This window comes from Micromonospora sp. DT46 (assembly GCF_049841735.1).
Lineage (GTDB): Bacteria > Actinomycetota > Actinomycetes > Mycobacteriales > Micromonosporaceae > Micromonospora > Micromonospora reichwaldensis.
Map to the genome: position 1 here is coordinate 278,472 of NZ_JBNCKW010000002.1, position 18,127 is coordinate 296,598.

Annotated in this window: 16 protein-coding genes; 5 read left to right on the top strand and 11 right to left on the bottom strand. The window is 75.4% G+C overall.

The genetic code is table 11. From position 1 onward, the window contains the following. The 6 genes from ung to ACLQ20_RS05545 form a co-directional block, all read right to left on the bottom strand. Complete coding sequence (ung, locus tag ACLQ20_RS05520; RefSeq protein WP_151455727.1) at positions 1–702, bottom strand: uracil-DNA glycosylase; 702 nt, start codon at positions 700–702, stop codon at positions 1–3. A gap of 60 nt (positions 703–762) precedes the next feature. Further along, positions 763–1,245, bottom strand: a complete 483-nt coding sequence (gene tsaE / locus ACLQ20_RS05525) for a tRNA (adenosine(37)-N6)-threonylcarbamoyltransferase complex ATPase subunit type 1 TsaE (protein ID WP_151455726.1) — start codon at positions 1,243–1,245, stop codon at positions 763–765. Then, complete coding sequence (locus tag ACLQ20_RS05530; RefSeq protein WP_192581465.1) at positions 1,242–2,333, bottom strand: alpha/beta fold hydrolase; 1,092 nt, start codon at positions 2,331–2,333, stop codon at positions 1,242–1,244. The genes tsaE and ACLQ20_RS05530 overlap by 4 nt, the downstream gene beginning before the upstream one ends. Then, positions 2,330–3,448, bottom strand: a complete 1,119-nt coding sequence (gene alr, locus ACLQ20_RS05535) for an alanine racemase (protein ID WP_358117519.1) — start codon at positions 3,446–3,448, stop codon at positions 2,330–2,332. Before alr ends, ACLQ20_RS05530 begins: the two co-directional genes overlap by 4 nt. A 97-nt stretch (positions 3,449–3,545) precedes the next feature. Then, on the bottom strand, positions 3,546–5,015 hold the full coding sequence (locus ACLQ20_RS05540; RefSeq protein WP_425854423.1) for an NAD(P)H-hydrate dehydratase: 1,470 nt from the start codon (positions 5,013–5,015) through the stop codon (positions 3,546–3,548). Between the two features lie 52 nt (positions 5,016–5,067). Next, positions 5,068–5,436, bottom strand: a complete 369-nt coding sequence (locus ACLQ20_RS05545; protein WP_132230942.1) for a holo-ACP synthase — start codon at positions 5,434–5,436, stop codon at positions 5,068–5,070. A 175-nt stretch (positions 5,437–5,611) separates the two neighbouring features. On the opposite strand from ACLQ20_RS05545, the gene ACLQ20_RS05550 reads away from it, so the two are divergent. Both ACLQ20_RS05550 and ACLQ20_RS05555 read left to right on the top strand, forming a co-directional pair. Continuing rightward, positions 5,612–5,908, top strand: a complete 297-nt coding sequence (locus tag ACLQ20_RS05550; RefSeq protein ID WP_425854426.1) for a type VII secretion target — start codon at positions 5,612–5,614, stop codon at positions 5,906–5,908. A gap of 203 nt (positions 5,909–6,111) precedes the next feature. Continuing rightward, a complete protein-coding gene (locus tag ACLQ20_RS05555) occupies positions 6,112–7,719 on the top strand; it encodes an alpha/beta hydrolase (RefSeq protein ID WP_425854428.1) in 1,608 nt (535 codons plus the stop codon). A gap of 67 nt (positions 7,720–7,786) precedes the next feature. On the opposite strand, the gene glmS is transcribed toward ACLQ20_RS05555, so the two are convergent. Then, positions 7,787–9,700 carry a glutamine--fructose-6-phosphate transaminase (isomerizing) gene (gene glmS, locus ACLQ20_RS05560; RefSeq protein ID WP_151457587.1) on the bottom strand — a complete coding sequence of 638 codons (1,914 nt, stop codon included), beginning with the start codon at positions 9,698–9,700 and terminating at the stop codon, positions 7,787–7,789. Positions 9,701–9,904: 204 nt separating this feature from the next. Here glmS and ACLQ20_RS05565 point away from each other — a divergent pair, with 204 nt between their 5' ends. After that, positions 9,905–11,095: a pyridoxal phosphate-dependent aminotransferase gene (locus ACLQ20_RS05565; protein ID WP_327029581.1), complete on the top strand. Its 1,191-nt coding sequence runs from the start codon at positions 9,905–9,907 to the stop codon at positions 11,093–11,095. Between the two features lie 59 nt (positions 11,096–11,154). On the opposite strand, the gene ACLQ20_RS05570 is transcribed toward ACLQ20_RS05565, so the two are convergent. Further along, a complete protein-coding gene (locus ACLQ20_RS05570) occupies positions 11,155–11,760 on the bottom strand; it encodes a PadR family transcriptional regulator (protein ID WP_151454576.1) in 606 nt (201 codons plus the stop codon). Between the two features lie 97 nt (positions 11,761–11,857). Between ACLQ20_RS05570 and ACLQ20_RS05575 the strand changes: the two genes are divergently transcribed. Then, on the top strand, positions 11,858–14,692 hold the full coding sequence (locus ACLQ20_RS05575) for an FtsX-like permease family protein (RefSeq protein WP_327029582.1): 2,835 nt from the start codon (positions 11,858–11,860) through the stop codon (positions 14,690–14,692). A 2-nt stretch (positions 14,693–14,694) separates the two neighbouring features. Further along, positions 14,695–15,441 (top strand): ABC transporter ATP-binding protein, encoded by a 747-nt coding sequence (locus ACLQ20_RS05580; protein WP_151454578.1) that lies wholly within the window; start codon positions 14,695–14,697, stop codon positions 15,439–15,441. Between the two features lie 217 nt (positions 15,442–15,658). Here ACLQ20_RS05580 and glmM read toward each other — a convergent pair whose 3' ends face one another. From glmM to rplM, 3 genes are all read right to left on the bottom strand, one after another. Then, on the bottom strand, positions 15,659–17,014 hold the full coding sequence (glmM, locus tag ACLQ20_RS05585; protein WP_425854431.1) for a phosphoglucosamine mutase: 1,356 nt from the start codon (positions 17,012–17,014) through the stop codon (positions 15,659–15,661). A 110-nt stretch (positions 17,015–17,124) separates the two neighbouring features. Further along, positions 17,125–17,592, bottom strand: coding sequence for a 30S ribosomal protein S9 (rpsI, locus tag ACLQ20_RS05590; protein ID WP_121399850.1), 468 nt, complete (start codon positions 17,590–17,592; stop codon positions 17,125–17,127). A gap of 20 nt (positions 17,593–17,612) precedes the next feature. Further along, entirely contained in the window at positions 17,613–18,056 is a 444-nt protein-coding gene (rplM, locus tag ACLQ20_RS05595) for a 50S ribosomal protein L13 (protein WP_088998398.1), read from the bottom strand. Positions 18,057–18,127 lie beyond the last annotated feature (71 nt).

The window sequence follows — 18,127 nt, forward strand, 5'->3', positions numbered from 1 at the left end:
TCAGCCGGCGGAGCGCTCCCAGTCGACCGTGGGCAGGCCGGCGTCGGCGAGCGCCTTGTTGGCCGCGCTGAACGGGCGGCTGCCCAGGAAGCCGCGCGGGTTCATCGGGCTGGGGTGCCCGGCCTCCAGCACCACGTGCCGCGGGTTGGTCACCAGGGCCGCCTTCTTGCGCGCGTAGCCGCCCCAGAGCAGGAAGACCACCCGCGAGTCCATCGCGTCGAGCGCCCGGATGGTGGCGTCGGTGAACTCCTCCCAGCCCCGGTTGGCGTGCGAGCCGGGCGTCGCCTCGCGGACGGTGAGCACGGCGTTGAGCAGCAGCACGCCCTGCGCCGCCCAGCCGCTCAGGTTGCCGCCGCGCGGCTTCGGCACGCCGAGGTCCTCGCCCAGTTCCTTGAAGACGTTGCGCAGCGACGGCGGCACGCTCACGCCCTCCCGCACGCTGAAGCTGAGCCCGTGGGCCTGCCCCGCCTTGTGGTAGGGATCCTGCCCGAGGATCAGCACCCGGCAGTCGGCCGGCGCGCAGAGCCGGTAGGCCGAGAAGAGGTCCTCGACCGGCGGGAAGACGGTGCGGGTCGCGTACTCGCCCGCGACGAACTCGGCCAGCGCGGCGGTGCGGGCCGGGTCGAGGTGCGGGGTGAGCACGGCACGCCAGTCCTCCGGCAGCAGCGCCGGCAGGTCCAGGGTGGGGGCGTCGTCGGGCATCGGCAACCTTTCGCCTGTCGGGTCCGTCCCGCGCACTCTAGGCAGCCGGTACGACAGCGCTCACCCGAGGGCGGTCAGGCGCTGCGCCCAGTCGCCGCCGACCGGTTCCAGCTCGACCACCCGGGTGTCGTCGTCGCGCCGGTCGACGCGTACCCGCAGGTGGGCGTCGACGAGCTGCTCGACCAGGCCCTCGCCCCACTCCACCACGGTCACCGACTCGTCCACCGAGGCGTCCAGGTCGAGGTCGTCGATCTCGGCGCGCGGGTCGGCGGCGTCCCCCAGCCGGTACGCGTCGGCGTGCACCAGCGCCACCGTGCCGCCCCGGGCCGGGTCGGGCCGGTGCACCCGGGCGATCACGAAGGTGGGCGAGGTGACGTCCCCGAGCACCCCGAGCCCGGCCCCGAGGCCCCGGGTCAGCGCGGTCTTGCCGGCGCCGAGCGGCCCGGTCAGCAGCAGCAGGTCGCCGGCGCGCAGCAGCCCGGCCAGCCGCCGCCCGAACTCGTGGGTGTCGTCGACGGTCGGCAGCTTCACGACGTGGCTCACAACGCCTCCAGGAACCGGACCAGCGCCTCGTTGACCTCGTCGGCGTGCTCCAGCATCACCACGTGCCCGCTGTCGGAGATCTTGACGAACTCGGCGTGCGGCAGTCGCCGGACGATCTCCTCGGAGTGCGTCACGGGGGTGATCATGTCCTTGTCGCCGACGACCACCAGCACGGGGGTGTCCGCCAGCGCGGCGAGCGCCGGGAACCGGGAGTGCGTGGCCAGCGTCCGCAGGTAGCGGGTCACCGTGTCGGCGGAGGTGCGGGAGTTCATCGTCTCGACGTACGACACCAGGGCCGGGCTGGGCTGGCGGGTGCCGAAGCCGTACTTGCGGGTGAGCAGCCAGGCCACGTTGGTGGTGGACCTGCGCGCCCGGTCGATCACCGGCCCGCCGTAGCGGGTGACGTTGCCGACCATGTGCAGCACCGGCGCGCCGACCCGGCCGAGCAGGGCGGGCGCGACCAGTTTGGTCTCGGCGATCAGGCCGCCCGAGGTGGCCATCAGCACGGTGCCCACGACCCGGTCGCCGAACAGCTCCGGAAACAGCTCGGCGAACGCCATGATGGTCATTCCGCCCATCGAGTGGCCGACCAGCACCAGCGGCCCCTCCGGGGCGGTCCGGTCGATCACCTCGCGCAGCGTCCGGCCGAGCGCGGTCAGGTCGTACTCGCCGGTCTCCAGCCGCCCCGACCGGCCGTGCCCGGGCTGGTCGTAGGCGACGATCCGGTGCTCGCCCCGCTCGGCGAGCAGCTCGCGCTGGAAGTGGAAGGTGCCCATGTCCAGGCAGAAGCCGTGCACCAGCACCACGGTCGGGTTGCCGGGCACGGGCCGGGTCGGCTCCACCACCTCGACGTGGATGTCGGTGCCGTCGGGCATCTCCAGCCGGAACGAATCGTCGTACCGCTGCTCGCCGAAGACCTCCCCGGCGTACCGGTCGGTGGGGTCGGCCTTGAGCTTGCGTACCAGGGCGCGTTCGGTGGCGACGCCGGCCGCGAGCCCGGCGGCGGCGACCCCGACGGCGGCCAACGCGCCGATGGCCGCCTTGGCGTGTCCGGTACGCGGCAGCGGGATGCGGGAACGGGTCGTCACGGGCGCTCGCCGTCGTAGACGCGGGGCACCCGGGTGCTGCCGAACCGCGTGACGATCTCGTAGTTGATGGTGCCGACGGCCTCGGCCCAGTCGTCGGCGGTGGGCCCGCCGTCGGCGCCGCTGCCGAAGAGGGTGACCTCGTCGCCGGCGGCCACCGGGTCGTCGCCGCAGTCGAGCACGAACTGGTCCATGCAGACCCGGCCCGAGATCGTCCGGCGCTTGCCGCCGAGCTGCACCGGGCCGCTGTTCGAGGCGTGCCGGGGCACCCCGTCGGCGTAGCCGAGCGGCACCACCGCGAGGTTCGCCGCCCGCTCGGTGGTGTAGGTGTGCCCGTACGAGACGCCGGAACCGGCGGGGACGCGCTTGGTCAGCATCACCCGGGCGCGGGCCGTCATCGCCGGGCGCAGCCCGTAGCGCTCGCCGGCCACCGGGGAGAGGCCGTAGACGGCCAGCCCGGGCCGAACCAGGTCGAAGTGGGTGTCGGGCCGGGTCAGGGTGGCCGCCGAGTTCGCCAGGTGCCGGTAGCGCGGCCGAAGGCCGGCCTGTTCGGCCATGCCGATCCCCTCGTGGAAGACGGCGATCTGACGGTCGATGGTCGGGTGGCCGGGCGAGTCCGCGTAAACGAAGTGGCTCCACACCCCGACGACCTCGACCAGGCCGTCGGCCTGCGCCTTGGCGGCGGCGTCGAGCAGGGCCGGCCAGTCGGCGACGGTCGCGCCGCCCCGGGCCAGTCCGGTGTCGATCTTGAGGTGCAGCCGGGCCGGCCGACCGGCGGCGTGGCCCGCCGCGACCATCTCGTCGAGCTGGGGCAAGCTGGCGACGCCGAGGTCGACCCCGGCGGCGACGCCCTCGTGCAGCGGCAGCCCGGGCGCGAGGAGCCAGGCCAGCACCGGCGCGGTGATCCCGGCCCGGCGCAGCGTGAGCGCCTCGTCCAGCGTGCAGACCCCCAGCCAGTCGGCTCCGGCGTCGAGGGCGGCGCGGGCGGCCGGGACCATGCCGTGGCCGTAGCCGTCGCCCTTCACCACCGCCATCAGCTCGGCGGCGGTGCCGGACCTCAGCCGGCTCACGTTCTCGCGGATCGCGTCCAGGTCCACGCGTACCTCGGCCTGCCACATGCCCCCAGCCTACTTTCCACGCCGATCCCCCCGGCCGAGGCCGGCGCAGCCGGCAGGAGCCACCGCCGGCGCGGCCGGTGCCGCCGGTGCGGCCGGGTCAGCCGAGGCGGGCGAGGACCGGGCGGAGGGCGTCGGCCACGTCGGGCGCCGTCACCGGCCCGCCCCGGGCCGCCTCCCGGCCGGCCAGCCCGTGCAGGTACGCGGCGGCGGCCGCCGCCCGCTCCGGAGGCAGCCCGGCCGCGAGCAGCGAGCCGAGCAGCCCGGCCAGCACGTCGCCGGTGCCGCCGGTGGCCAGCGCCGGGGTGCCGGTCGGGTTGACGTACGCCCGGCCGTCCGGCGTGCCGATCACCGTGCGGTCGCCCTTGAGCAGCACCACCGCGTTCATCCAGGCGGCCAGCCGCAGGGTGGCGGCCACCCGGTCGGCACCCGGCTCCTCCCCGCAGAGCCGGGTGAACTCGCGGTCGTGCGGGGTGACCACGATCGGGGCGTCCCGCGTGCGCAGCCGGCCGGCGAGCGAGCCGTCGACCAGCAGCGTCAACGCGTCGGCGTCGAGCACCACCGGCACGGGGGCGGCGAGCACCGCCCGCAGCTCCGCGGCCGCCTCCTCGCCGGTGCCCAGGCCGGAACCGCAGACCCACGCCTGCACCCGCCCGGCGTCGGCGACCCGGCCGGTCGCGATCACCGACGGGTGCCGGCGCAGCACGTCGGCCCGGGCCGAGCCGGCGTAGCGGACCAGGCCGGTCGGGCCGGCCAGCGCCCCCGCGACGGAGAGCACGGCCGCGCCGGGGTAGGTCGCCGAGCCGGTCGCGACGCCCACCACGCCCCGGCTGTACTTCTCCGAGGCCGGGCCGAGCCGGGGCCACCAGTCGACGACGTCCGACCACTCGGTCACGCCCAACGCCGGGCTGCCCCGCAGCCACGGCTCCAGCCCGATGTCGACCAGCTCCACCTCACCGGCGAGCGCGGCGGCCGGGCCCACCACCAGGGCGGGCTTCAGCGCGCCGAACGCCACCGTCACGTCGGCCCGTACCGCGCTGGGGCGGCCCGACGCGGTCAACGGCACTCCCCCGGTGTCGACCGCGACCCCGCTGGGCACGTCCACGGCGATCACGGCGGCCGGTGCGCCGTCGCGCCCACGGTGCCGCACGAGGCTGGCGGCGAGCTGGTCGGCGGTGTCCCGCAGCCCGCCGCGCCCGCCGATTCCCACGATGCCGTCCAGCACCAGGTCGACGGTCCCCGGCGGCCGGTCGACGACCCGCCCGCCCGCGGCCCGCAGCGCGGCCAGCCCTTCCGCATGCGCCCGGCCGGGGGCCAGCAGCAGCGCCGACACGGCGGCACCCCGTCGGGCCAGGTGCGCGCCGGCGAGGAGCGTGTCGCCGCCGTTGTCGCCCGAACCGACCAGCAGCAGCACCCGCGCGGCGTAGACGCCGCCCCGGTCGGCCAGCAGCAACGCGCAGCGGCGGGCCAACCCGGCCGCCGCGCGCTTCATCAGCGTCCCGGGCGGCAGCGTGGCCATCAGGCCCGCCTCCGCAGCGCGTACGTCCGCGACCCGCCACACCGATCTCATGCCACCCCGTCCCGTCCGACTCCCGGCGCGCCGCGACCCGGCACGCCCCCGATCACCGCTCCGCGACCACCATCGCCGAGGCGATCCCGCCGTCGTGCGACAACGAGAGATGCCAGCGGTTGACCCCGCGCTCGGTGGCCGCCGCCGCGACCGTGCCGGAGACGGTCAGCCAGGGCCGGCCGTCCGGGTCCGGCACGACCTCGCAGTCGTGCCAGCTCAGGCCGGCCGGGGCGCCGAGCGCCTTGGCGACCGCCTCCTTGGCCGCGAAGCGGGCGGCCAGCGACTCGGGCGAGCGCGGGTTGCCGGAGCGGGTGCACCGCTCGGCCTCCGTGAAGAGCCGGTCGGCGAGCAGCGGTGTCCGTGCCAGGGCCTTGGCGAACCGCTCGACGAGGACGACGTCGATGCCGACAGCGACGATCACCCGCTCACCCTACCGGCGCGGGCGGCCGCAGATTAGCCCTCGGCACCGCGCGCGGCAACGCCTGTGGGCGACGCGGCCGTACGCGGGCGGGCCGTCGTCCACAGGCCACGCGCGGGGGTGTGGACGACGCCTAGCGTCGCGGCCGTCGATGTTTTCGCGAGGCGGGGGGCCGAGGATGACCGAGGAGCCGTTGACCGTACGACCGGACGCGCTGCGCCGGGCCGCGCGGGGGCTCGACGACGACGCGTACCGGCTGGCACACGGGCTGGCCGGGGCGTCCGGGCTGGTGGTGCCGGCCCCGGAGTGGTCGAGCGGGGCGGCGTCGGCCGGGCTGGAGTCGGCCGTGCACGCCTGGTTCGGCGGGCTCGGCGCCCGGGTGGCCCACACTGCCGGGGCGGTCCGTTCCGCCGCCGAGGCGTACGAGGCGGTGGACGACCGGGCGGCCGGCCGCCTCACCGCGCTGCCCCGGTGAACGCGCCGGCACCCCCGGCGCCGGGTCGGTCGGCCCCGGCCGGGCACGCGGCGCGCCCGGTCCCGCCGACGCCCCCGGCACGCCCACAGCCCCCGGCACGCCCTACGCCTCCGGCGCGCCCGGCGCACCCCGCCGACCGCGCGGCGGACGTCGGCTACCGGCAGCTGTGGGGGGCCGATCCGGACGCGTGGCGGGCGGCCGGGATGGCCTGGCGGGGGCTGACCGGCCCGGTGGCGCGGCGGGCCGACGAGCTGGCCGCCGGCGCGGCGGTGCTGCGGTCCGGCTGGTCGGGCGGGGCTGGCGACGCCGCCGACGCCCGGCTCGCGGCCCTGCGCACCGAGCTGACCGCCGTCTCCCCCGCCCTGATCGAGGCCGACCAGGTGCTGGCGGAGTTCGCCGGCCGGCTGGCCGCCGCCAAGGCCCGGCTCGCCGCCGCGGTGGCCCGCGCCGACGCGGCCGGACTGCTGGTCGACCGGCAGGGCCGGGTCACCGCCGGCCCCGCCCGCGCCCCGGCGACCGCCCGCCCCGGGACGGGCACGGCCGGGACGGGCGCATCCGGGGCCGGCGCACCCGTGGTCCGCGCGCCCGGGGCCGGCGCGGGCGGAGCCGGCGCGGGCGAGGTGGGTGCGGCGATCCGGGCGGCGCTGGAGCTGGCCGGCGCCGCCGACCGGGAGGCCGCGGGCCGGCTGGACGCGCTGGCCGACGCCGCCCGCGCGGGGTGGGCCGAGAGGCCGCCGCCCGGCCGCCCGAAGGCCGGCGCCGACCCTGCCTCGGTGCGGGCCTGGTGGGCCGGGCTCACCCCCGCGCAGCGCCGGTGGCTCGTCGCGTACGAGCCGGGGCTCCTCGGCCGCCTCGACGGGGTGCCGGTGGCCGCCCGCGACCAGGCCAACCGGCTGCTGCTCGGGGCGCGGCGGGAGGAACTGCTGGCCGCGCGGCGAAGGCTGCTGGAGCGGGTGCCGCGCGGGCCGGTCGAGCTGGCCGGGCTGTCGCGGATCGGGAAGTCCCTGGCCGGGCTGGACGCGCTGGCCGCCCGCCTGGCGGGCGACGAGCAGCCCCGGGCGTACCTGCTGGGGCTGGGCACGGGTGGCGAGGGACGGGCGGTGGTGGCGCTGGGCAACCCCGACCGGTCGGCCCGGGTGCTGACCTACGTGCCGGGGATGACCGCGGGCCTGCACGACGTGCCCGGCGAGTTGGGTCGGGCGGCCCGGGTGCTGGCCCGCTGCGCCGCCCTCGCCCCCGAGGAGGAGGCCGCCGCGGTGCTCTGGCTGGACTACGACGCCCCCGACTTCCTGCACGAGGCGGCGTGGCCGGGCCAGGCCCAGAACGCCGGCCCGGCGCTGCACCGGTTCCAGGAGGGGCTGCGGGAGACCCACGACGGGCCGCCGGGCCGGCAGACCGTGCTCGGGCACAGCTACGGCTCGCTGGTGGTCGGCACGGCCGCCCGCGATCACGGGCTGGCCGCCGACGCGCTGGTCTTCGTCGGCTCGCCCGGGGTGGGGGTCGCCCATGCGGGCGAGTTGGGCGTGCCGCCCGGGCAGGTCTGGGCGAGCACCGCGCCGGACGACGTGATCCGGTGGGCCCGGCCGCCGGACGAGCTGGCCCGCCGGTCCCTGCTGGGCGCGTCGCCGGTCGGCCCGGCGATCGGGGCGCTGCTCGGCGCGCCGGAGCGGGAGCTGTGGTTCGGGCAGGACCCGTCCCACCCGGGCTTCGGCGGGCGTACGTTCCCCAGCGGCCGGCACGGCCACACGGGCTACTGGGCGCCCGACAACCCGGCCCTCGACGGGATGGCCCGGGTGGTGCTCGGCCGCTGACCCGCGCGACGCGGCGGGCCCCGCCCACCGGCGCGGGTGGACGGGGCCCGTCGTGGGGCGGTGCGGCCTACTCGACCGTGACCGACTTCGCCAGGTTGCGGGGCTGGTCCACGTCGTGCCCCCGGGCGGCGGCGATCTCGGCCGCCAGGACCTGCAACGGCACGGTGGTGACCAGCGGCGCGAGCAGCGTCGGCGTACGCGGCACGCGGATCAGGTGGTCGGCGTAGCGGACGACCGCCTCGTCGCCCTCCTCCGCGATCACGATGGTCCGGGCGCCGCGCGCCCGTACCTCCTGGATGTTGGAGACCACCTTGTCGTGCAGCATGCCCCGGCCGACCGGGGAGGGCACGATGCAGATCACCGGGGTGCCCTTGTCGATCAGCGCGATCGGGCCGTGCTTCAGCTCGCCGGCGGCGAAGCCCTCGGCGTGCATGTACGCCAACTCCTTGAGCTTGAGCGCGCCCTCCAGGGCCACCGGATAGCCCACGTGCCGGCCGATGAAGAGCACGGTCGGCTCGGCCTTCAGGTCGCGGGCCAGCTCGCGGACGGGCTCGATCCGCTCCAGCAGCTCGCGCAGCTTGCCCGGCATCTCCTGGAGCTGGGCGACGACGGCGGCCACCTCGTCGGCGAACTTGATGCCGCGCACCTGGGCCAGGTGCAGGCCGATCAGGTAGCAGGCGACGAGCTGGGTGAGGAACGCCTTGGTGGACGCGACGGCGATCTCCGGCCCGCCGTGGGTGTAGAGGACCGCGTCGGACTCGCGGGGGATCGTGGACCCGTTGGTGTTGCAGATGGCCAGGACGCGGGCCTTCTGCTCCTTCGCGTGCCGCAGCGCCATCAGGGTGTCCATCGTCTCGCCGGACTGCGAGATCACCACGATCAGCGTGGACCGGTCGAGGACCGGGTCGCGGTAGCGGAACTCGCTGGCCAGCTCCACCTCGCACGGGATCCGGGTCCAGTGCTCGATGGCGTACTTGGCGACCAGGCCGGAGTGGTACGCGGTGCCGCAGGCGACGATGAAGATCTTGTCGACGTCGCGCAGGTCCTGGTCGCTGAGGCGGACCTCGTCGAGCATGATCTCGCCGGAGTCGGTGAGCCGGCCGAGCAGCGTGTCGGCGATGGCCTGCGGCTGCTCCTCGATCTCCTTGAGCATGAACCAGTCGTAGCCGCCCTTCTCGGCGGCGGAGGAGTCCCAGTCGATGTGGAAGTCCTTGCCGCTGGCGGGCTGGCCGGCGAAGTCGGTGATCTCGATGGTGTCGCCGGTGATCAGGACGATCTGGTCCTGGCCGAGCTCCACCGCCTCCCGGGTGTGCTCGATGAACGCGGCCACGTCGCTGGCGAGGTAGTTCTCGCCGTCGCCCCGCCCGACGACGAGCGGCGAGTTGCGCCGGGCGCCGACCACCGCGCCGGGCACCGCGGCGTCGACGGCGAGCAGCGTGAACGCGCCCTCCAGCCGCTGGCAGACCACCCGCATGCCGGCGGCGAGCAGCTGCGGCCCGTCGGGGTGGCCGGCGGCGCGCAGGTCGGCCAGCGCGGCGGAGAGCAGGTGCGCGGCGCACTCGGTGTCGGTGTCGCTGGTGAACTGGACGCCGTCGGCCTCCAGTTCGGCGCGCAGCTTGGCGAAGTTCTCGATGATGCCGTTGTGGATCACGGCGACGCGGCCGTCGGGGGCCAGGTGCGGGTGGGCGTTGCGGTCGGTCGGGCCGCCGTGGGTGGCCCAGCGGGTGTGCCCGATGCCGGTGGTGCCGTCCCCGATGCCGATCGGGCTGGCCGCGCAGGACGTGGGATCCTCGGCGGCCCGCTCGGAGAGCACCTTCTCCAGGTTGGCCAGCTTGCCGGCCTTCTTCTCGGTCAGCAGCGCGCCGTCGCAGACGATGGCGACGCCGGCCGAGTCGTAGCCGCGGTATTCCAGCCGCCGCAGTCCGTCGAGCACGATGCCGAGCGCCGGGCGCGCGCCGGCGTAACCAACGATTCCACACATGTCCCGCAGCCTAACCTAGTTCCACTCATCGCGCGTGCGCGAAAGCCGGGTAAACGATCACCCAACTTGAGCGATCGGAGGGGAAGCGGCACTCTCCGTGACATAGCTCCGCCGGGCGACGGTGCTGCCGGCGACGGTTCCGGGCGGTCGGGGCCGCCCTCGGCAGGGGTTGAAGCCGCGCCGGGAGTCCGTAGGCTGGCGGGCGTGACGACCGCCGACGTGGATCCGCTGGTGGCCCGGATGCGCCCGTTCGGGACGACCGTCTTCGCCGAGATGTCCGCCCTCGCCGTGCGCACCGGCGCGGTCAACCTCGGTCAGGGCTTCCCCGACACCGACGGGCCGCCGGAGATGCTGGCCGCCGCCGCGGAGGCGCTGCGCACCGGGCAGAACCAGTACCCGCCGGGCCCGGGCGTCCCGGCGTTGCGCGCGGCGGTGGCGGCGCACCAGCGCCGGTTCTGGGGACTGGAGTACGACCCGGACGGCGAGATCGTGGTGACGGCGGGCGCCACCGAGGCGATCGCGGCGGCCATCCTCGGGCTCTGCGAGCCAGGCGACGAGGTCGTCTGCTTCGAGCCCTACTACGACTCGTACGCCGCCTCGGTCGCGCTGGCCGGCGCGGTCCGGCGCCCGGTCACGCTGCGTCCCGCCGCCGACGGCCGGTACGCCTTCGACCCGGCCGCCCTGCGCGCCGCGTTCGGCCCGCGCACCCGGCTGGTGCTGCTGAACTCGCCGCACAACCCGACCGGCAAGGTGTTCACCCCCGACGAGCTGGCCCTGGTCGCCGAGCTGTGCCGGGAGCACGGCGCGTACGCGGTGACCGACGAGGTGTACGAGCACCTGGTCTTCGCCGACGCGTCCACCCCGCACGTCCCGCTGGCCACTCTGCCCGGCATGCGGGAGCGGACGCTGCGCATCTCGTCGGCCGGCAAGACGTTCTCCTGCACGGGTTGGAAGGTCGGCTGGGTGAGCGGGCCGGCGGCGCTGGTCTCGGCGGTGCTGCGGGTGAAGCAGTTCCTCACCTTCGTCAACGCCGCGCCGCTCCAGCCGGCGGTCGCGGTGGCGCTGGCCCTGCCGGACGCCTACTTCGCCGACTTCCGCGACGACATGCAGGCCCGCCGCGACCAGCTCGTCGGCGGGCTCACCGACGCCGGGTTCGAGGTGCTCCCGCCGGAGGGCACCTATTTCGTCACCGCCGACGTCAGCGCGCTGGGCGGGCGGGACGGGGTGGAGTTCTGCCGGTCCCTGCCCGAGCGGTGCGGGGTGGTCGCCGTGCCGACGCAGGTCTTCTACGACGACGCCGAGGCCGGTCGGCACCTGATCCGCTTCGCCTTCTGCAAGCGACCCGAGGTGCTGACCGAGGCCGTCACCCGGCTGCGCCGGCTGTCCGCGACCTGAGCTTCCCGGCGGCCGGCCGCGCTCGACGCCGTCCGCGCCGGTCCACGCGTACCCGAACGTCAGCCGGCCGCCCGGGTCGGGCCGGTCCCCCGCTCCGGCGGCACCGCCTCGGAGCGGGGCGCCCGGAGCCGGGCGAGCGCCGCGCCGCCGTCGGCGAGCAGCACCTGCTCGGCGTCGTCGACGAAGGCCAGGTCGGCCTCGACGTGTCGACTCGCCGCCGAGAGCAGCAGGCCGACCACCGGGTCGTCGGCTCGGCGGCGCAGCCCGTCGAGGTTGCGCAGCTCCCGCATCAGGTGACCGCGCTGGTTGCCGAGCACCGTGCGCACGGTCGCCGGCTCGCCGGAGCGGGCCGCGGCGGTCACCTTGAGGAAGAAGTCGTCCCGGAACCCACCGCTGCGCGGGCTGGGCTCGCCGAGCCAACGGTCCAGCTCGGCCCGACCCTCCGGGGTGATCTCGTAGACCACCCGGTCGGGCTTGACCGGCTGGGGCTGCCGTTCGGCCACCACCAGGCCGTCGCGGGAGAGCCGGTCGAGGATCTGGTAGAGGTGCCCGATGTTGAGCGGCCCCCACTGCGGGCCGACCGCCTCCTCGAAGGCGCCCTTCAGCTCGTAGCCGTAGCTGGGGCCGCTGGCGAGCAGGGCCAGGACCGCGTGCTGTATCGCCACCGTCTACTCCGATCCGACCCGGAGGCTGACCGCCACCGGGCCTTGCATTGTCACAATGTATCGCGCACAGTGTGCTCAGCACACGGGGAGGCGCGACATGTTCGACATCATCTGGAGACAGCTTCGCGGCCGTGCGGGACGGTCGGTGGCGCTGCTGCTCGGCGTACTGGTGGCGACCACCGGTTTCGTCGTGCTGACCGGCGCCACCACCACCTCCCGCCTCGACGTCACGGGCTCCGTCGAGCGGAACACCGACGCCGCCTACGACATCCTGGTCCGCCCGAAGGGCACGCGTACCCCGCTGGAGGCCGAACGCCGGCTGGTCCAGCCCAACTACCTCTCCGGCCTGTTCGGCGGCATCACGATGGCGCAGTACGACCAGGTGAAGGCGGTCACCGGGGTGGACGTCGCCGCCCCCATCGCCATGCTCGGCTACTCGACCGCCCCCGTCCCCACCGCGATCGACCTGACCGACGCCGTCGACCGCTCGCTCGACCGGCAGGTCATCCGGATCGACCCGCGCTTCGTCGCCGAGCGCGGCCTCTCCACCGCCCCGGGCCACGCCCGGTACGTGTACATCACCACGCACCCGATCATCCACGCCCGTCCTGACATGCCCTCCAGCAGCGACGCCACCCCCTACACCGACGGCCGGAGCTACCCCTGGGACGACAAGTGTGGTCCCTCCCCGCGCGAGGTCCTGCCCGACGGCCGCACCCACTCGATCTGCGACCGGCGGCACTACATGGGCAGTCTGGGCGCCTACTCGGAGCGGGAGGACTGGACGGTGATGGCTGTGCGGCTGCTGCCCGACGGCCGGTTCGAGGCCCACGTCAACGTCCTCGCGGACGGGGAGGGTCACGGGCCAGGTTACGTGACCACCTCGGACCGGCTCCAGATCAAGTACAACCTGACCGTGCCCTTCCTGCTGGCCGCAGTGGACCCGGCCGCCGAGGACCGACTCGTCGGCCTGGCCGGGACGGTGGTCGAGGGGCGGGCGCTCCGTCCCGACGACTCGGTCGTCGAGGGACGTGGGGGAGGCAACTTCACCGTCCCGGTCCTCACGACCAGCCGTCCCTTCCTCGACGAGGCGCTGCGCGTCGACGCCACGCGGCTGCCCGCCGCACGCCCGGGCGGCGTGCCGTTGGCCGATCTGGAGCGTGAGCTGCGGCGGGGGCCGGCGATCCCCGCCGGGGACGCCAGCGCCGACGTCGTCTCCGGTTGGCGTTCCCGGTTGAGCGGGGGCCTCTCCCCGACCGGCTGCTGCTTCGGCCAGCTCCAGGACATCGTGCAGGCCGGGCCCGCGGAGTACGACCGGTTCCCCGACGGTACCCTGCGGGTCCGTCCGCTCCCGCCGGCCGCACCCGAACTCTACGGTGGGCACCAGGACTTCAACCCGTACCCGCGCCCCTGGCTGACGGAGGACGTCGGTGCCCGCCCGCTGCGCGAGCTGCCGCTGAAGAAGTCGACCCCCAAGAAGCCCCTCTGGCGCGACTGGCGGGCGGTGGGGGTCTTCGACCCACAGAAGCTGACCGGGTTCAGCGACCTGGGCAAGGTCCCGCTGGAGACGTACGAGCCGCCGCGGGCCGCCGGCGCCGACGCCGCCAGCCGGGACGCGCTGGGCGGGCAGCCGCTGGAGCCGAGCGGCAATCCCGCCGGCTACCTCGCCGCCCCGCCGCTGCTGCTGACCAGCCTCGCCAGCGTGCCGAAGCTGCTGGCGGGCGGCGGCAGTCCGCAGCTCGCCGCCCCGATCAGCGCGATCCGGGTCCGGGTCGCCGACGTGGGCGGCTACAGCGACCGCGCCGCCGAGCAGGTCCGGCTGGTCGCCGAGCGGATCGCCCAGGTCACCGGGCTCGACGTCGACATCACCCTCGGCTCGTCCCCCGCCCCGCAGGCCGTGGAGCTGCCCGCCGGGTCGTTCGGCCGGCCGGCGCTGCGGCTGACCGAGGAGTGGTCGGCGCTCGGGGTCGCCTCGGTGATCACGAAGGCAGTGGACCGCAAGAGCGTCGCGCTCTTCGTACTGGTGCTGGTGGTCTGCGCGCTCTTCCTCGGCAACGCGGTCGCCGCCGCCGTCCGGGACCGCAGATCGGAGCTGGCGGTGCTCGCCTGCCTGGGCTGGCCCGCCCGGCGGATCGGCGCGCTGATCCTCGGCGAGGTGGCCGCCCTCGGGCTGGCCGCCGGTCTGCTCGCGCTGGCGCTGGCCGTCCCGCTCGGCGCCGCGCTCGGCATCGACGTGGGGTGGCGGCGGGCGCTGCTGGCCGTACCGGTGGCACTGCTGCTGGCGCTGGTCGCGGGCCTGACGCCGGCCCTGCGGGCGGCGCGCGCCCACCCGGCCGCCGCGCTGCGCCCGGCGGTGGCGACGGCCCGGTGGGTACGCCGGCCGCGCACCCTGGTCGGCCTGGCCCTGGCCAACCTGGCCCGTACGCCCGGCCGCACCCTGCTCGGGGCCGGCGCCCTGGCCATCGGGGTCGCCGCGCTGACCCTGGTCGCCGCCGCCGGCTACGCGTTCCGCGGCGCCATCGTCGGCAGCCTGCTCGGTGACACGGTGTCGCTGAGCGTGCGGGGCGCGGACACCATGGCCGCCGTCGCGACGGTGCTGCTCGGTGCCGCCGCGGTCGCCGACGTGCTCTACCTGAACATCCGGGACCGGGCCGCCGAGCTGGCCACCCTGCGCGCGGTCGGCTGGAGCGACGCCGCGCTGGGCCGCCTCATCGCCTACGAGGGGCTGGCCCTGGGTCTGCTCGGCGCGGTCACCGGCGCCGGCCTCGGGCTGACCGGGGCGGCCTGGCTGGTCGGCGCCCTGCCCGGCACGTTGGTCGCGGTCGCCGCGTCGGTGGCGGCGGCCGGTGTCCTGGTCACCTCGGTGGCCGCCCTGGTCCCGGCCGCGCTGCTGCGCCGGCTGCCGACCGCCCGACTGCTCGCGGAGGAGTGACGATGGAGACGACGACGGGCAGCACGGTCCGGGTCGCCGGGCTGGTCCGGCGCTTCGGGGCCGGCCCGCAGCAGGTGACGGCGGTCGACGACGTCTCCCTGGAGATCCCGGCGGGGGCGGTGGTGGCGCTGACCGGGCCCAGCGGCTCCGGGAAGTCGACGCTGCTGCACATGATCGGCGCGATCGAGCAGGTGGACGCCGGCACGATAACCGTGGACGAGCAGGAGATCACCGCGCTCGGCCGGTCCGCCCTGACCCGGTACCGGCAGCGGGTCGGCTTCGTCTTCCAGCGCTACCACCTGCTGCCCGCCCTCACCGTGCTGGACAACGTGGTCGTGCCGGTGCTGCCCCGCCGGGGGCGGGCCGACCACGCCGCCCGGGCCCGGGAGCTGCTCGACGCGGTCGGCCTGGCCGGGCGGGAGCGGGCCCTGCCGGCCCAGCTCTCCGGCGGCCAGCAGCAGCGGGTCGCGATCGCCCGGGCGCTGATGGGCTCCCCCGGGCTGCTGCTCGCCGACGAGCCGACCGGCAACCTCGACTCGGCCACCGGCGGGCAGATCCTCGATCTGCTACTGGACCTGCGCGACCGGCACGGCATGACGGTCCTGCTCGCCACCCACGAGCGGGCGGTGGCCGCCCGGTGCGACCGGCTGATCCGCCTCGGCGACGGGCGGATCGTCGAGGACGTGGACCTCACCGACGGCGAGGACCCGGCGGCCACCTTCCGGCGGGCCGCCGGCCTGCGCCTGTAGACCCGGCCGGGACGGGCACCGTGGCCGGTCCCGGACGTCGGCGGCGCCATGGCCGGTCCCGGACGTCGGCGTGCCGTGCCCAGTCCCGGACGTCGGCGGCACCGTGCCCGGTGCCGGCACCGCCGACGCGGGGGCTGCGCGGCACCCGGCCGCCGGACCGGTCCGGGAAAGGCGACGGCCCGGGCCGCCGATGGCGAGCCCGGGCCGATGCGAAAGGTCAGGCAGTCGGGCTGGCGGTGCGGACCTGCTCGGCGATGCGCTCCGCGACGCTTCGGGCGACCTGCTCGGTGGCCGCCTCGACCATGACGCGGACCAGCGGCTCGGTGCCGGACGGGCGCAGCAGCACCCGGCCGGTCTCGCCCAGCTCCGCCTCGGCCCGCTCGACCTCGGCCCGGACGGCGGGTGCGGCCGCGCCGACCGTACGGTCGCCGACGGGGACGTTGATCAGCACCTGCGGCAGCCTGGCCACCACGGCGGCCAGTTCCGCGAGGGACTTGCCGGTGGCGGCCAGCCGGGACATCAGGTGCAGGCCGGTCAGCACGCCGTCGCCCGTGGTGGCGTATGCGGGCATCACGATGTGCCCGCTCTGCTCGCCGCCCAGCGCGAGGCCGGACGCGCGCAGCTCCTCCAGCACGTACCGGTCGCCGACCTTGGTCTCCAGGAGGCGGATGCCCTGCGCGGACATGGCCAGCCGCAGGCCGAGGTTGCTCATCACCGTGGCGACCAGGGTGTCGTCGGTGAGCGTGCCGGCCTCCCGCATCGCGAGCGCGAGGATCGCCATCACCTGGTCGCCGTCGACCTCGTCGCCGTCGGCGGTCACCGCGACGCACCGGTCGGCGTCGCCGTCGTGGGCGATGCCGAGGTGCGCGCCGTGCTCGACCACCGCGGCCCGCAGGGCCTCGAGGTGGTTGGAGCCGCACTCGTCGTTGATGTTGAGGCCGTCCGGCTCGGCGTAGATGGCGACGACCTCGGCCCCGGCCTCCCGGTACACCACCGGCGCCACCTCGGCCGCCGCGCCGTTGGCGCAGTCGACCACGACCTTGAGGCCGTCGAGGCGGTGCGGCAGGGTGCCGATCAGGTGCTGCACGTAGTGGTCCGCGCCGTCGAGCAGGTCGTGCACCCGGCCGACGCCGGCGCCGACCGGCCGCTCCCAGGCGGTGGTGGCGTTCGCCTCGACGGCCGCCTCGATCCGCATCTCGATCTCGTCCGGCAGCTTGTGCCCGCCGGCGGCGAAGAGCTTGATCCCGTTGTCGGGCATCGGGTTGTGCGAGGCGGAGAGCATCACGCCGAGGTCGGCCTTGGCCTCGGCGGTGAGGAACGCCACGGCCGGGGTGGGCAGCACGCCCACCCGGACCACGTTGGCGCCGGCGCTGGTGAGCCCGGCGACCACGGCGGCCTCCAGCATCTCGCCGCTGGCCCGGGTGTCCCGCCCGACCACGGCCAGCGGGGGATGGCTCCGGTCCGACTCGGCGAGCGTGTGAGCGGCGGCGACCGCCACCGCCAGCGCCAACTCAGGCGTGAGATCCGCGTTCGCCCGCCCGCGTACGCCGTCCGTGCCGAACAACCGGCCCATACCCGCCAACCTCCGATGAAACGGTCCAGGAAAGGCGAACGGCCGGGCCACCTCCCGTCGAGGGGAGGTGAACCCGGCCGTCCGTCAGAAGTACAACGCGCCGCTGATGATCAGCGCTTCGAGTACTGGGGAGCCTTACGGGCCTTCTTGAGGCCGTACTTCTTGCTTTCCTTGACCCGGGCGTCCCGGGTGAGGAAGCCGGCCTTCTTCAGCGCCGGACGGTCGTCCGGCTCGCTGACGATCAGGGCCCGGGCGATGGCCAGGCGCAGCGCGCCGGCCTGACCGGTGGTGCCGCCGCCACGCAGGTTGGCGATGACGTCGAAGGCCTCCGGCTTCTCGGCGGTGACCAGCGGGTCCTTGATCAGCTGCTGGTGCACCTTGCTCGGGAAGTAGGCCTCGAGGTCACGGCCGTTGCACGTGATCTTGCCGCTGCCGGGGACGATGCGCACCCGGACGATGGCCTCCTTGCGCCGACCCACGGTCTGGATCGGGCGGTCACCACGCGGCGCGCGGGCGACGGGCGCCGGCGCCTCGGTGGCCTCCTCGGGGGCAACCTCGGTCTCGGTGATGTCGGTCATGCTGTTTCCTTCGCCCGCGCTCACTGCGCGATCTGCTTGATCTCGAACGGCACCGGCTGCTGCGCGCCGTGCGGGTGCTCGGCACCGGCGTAGACCTTCAGCTTCTTGATGAGCTGACGGCCGAGCTTGTTGTGCGGGAGCATGCCCTTGACGGCCAGCTCGATGGCCCGCTCGGGACGCTTGGTCAGCAGCTCGTCGTAGCCGACCTGCTTAAGACCACCCGGGTAGCCGGAGTGGCGGTAGGCGACCTTGGTGTGACGCTTGTTGCCGGTCAGCGCGACCTTGCCCGCGTTCACGATGACGACGAAGTCGCCCGTGTCGACGTGCGGCGCGAAAGTCGGCTTGTGCTTGCCGCGCAGCAGCGTGGCGGCGTGGGTGGCCAGGCGGCCCAGCACGACATCAGAGGCGTCGATGACGTGCCACTGACGCTCGATCTCACCCGGCTTCGGGCTGTACGTACGCACAGGTATACCTTGTCTCGTCGTCGGTCTGGGGTCGCGCGCCGAGGTTACCGGGCGCGCACGAACGACCAAGC

What these genes read in the sequence shown, in the direction of transcription:
- ung (WP_151455727.1), bottom strand. Translation starts at nt 702, where the DNA reads ATGCCCGACGACGCCCCCACCCTGGACCTGCCGGCGCTGCTGCCGGAG.
- alr (WP_358117519.1), bottom strand. Translation starts at nt 3,448, where the DNA reads ATGTGGCAGGCCGAGGTACGCGTGGACCTGGACGCGATCCGCGAGAAC.
- ACLQ20_RS05540 (WP_425854423.1), bottom strand. Translation starts at nt 5,015, where the DNA reads ATGAGATCGGTGTGGCGGGTCGCGGACGTACGCGCTGCGGAGGCGGGC.
- ACLQ20_RS05550 (WP_425854426.1), top strand. Translation starts at nt 5,612, where the DNA reads ATGACCGAGGAGCCGTTGACCGTACGACCGGACGCGCTGCGCCGGGCC.
- ACLQ20_RS05555 (WP_425854428.1), top strand. Translation starts at nt 6,112, where the DNA reads ATGGCCTGGCGGGGGCTGACCGGCCCGGTGGCGCGGCGGGCCGACGAG.
- glmS (WP_151457587.1), bottom strand. Translation starts at nt 9,700, where the DNA reads ATGTGTGGAATCGTTGGTTACGCCGGCGCGCGCCCGGCGCTCGGCATC.
- ACLQ20_RS05575 (WP_327029582.1), top strand. Translation starts at nt 11,858, where the DNA reads ATGTTCGACATCATCTGGAGACAGCTTCGCGGCCGTGCGGGACGGTCG.
- ACLQ20_RS05580 (WP_151454578.1), top strand. Translation starts at nt 14,695, where the DNA reads ATGGAGACGACGACGGGCAGCACGGTCCGGGTCGCCGGGCTGGTCCGG.
- glmM (WP_425854431.1), bottom strand. Translation starts at nt 17,014, where the DNA reads ATGGGCCGGTTGTTCGGCACGGACGGCGTACGCGGGCGGGCGAACGCG.
- rpsI (WP_121399850.1), bottom strand. Translation starts at nt 17,592, where the DNA reads ATGACCGACATCACCGAGACCGAGGTTGCCCCCGAGGAGGCCACCGAG.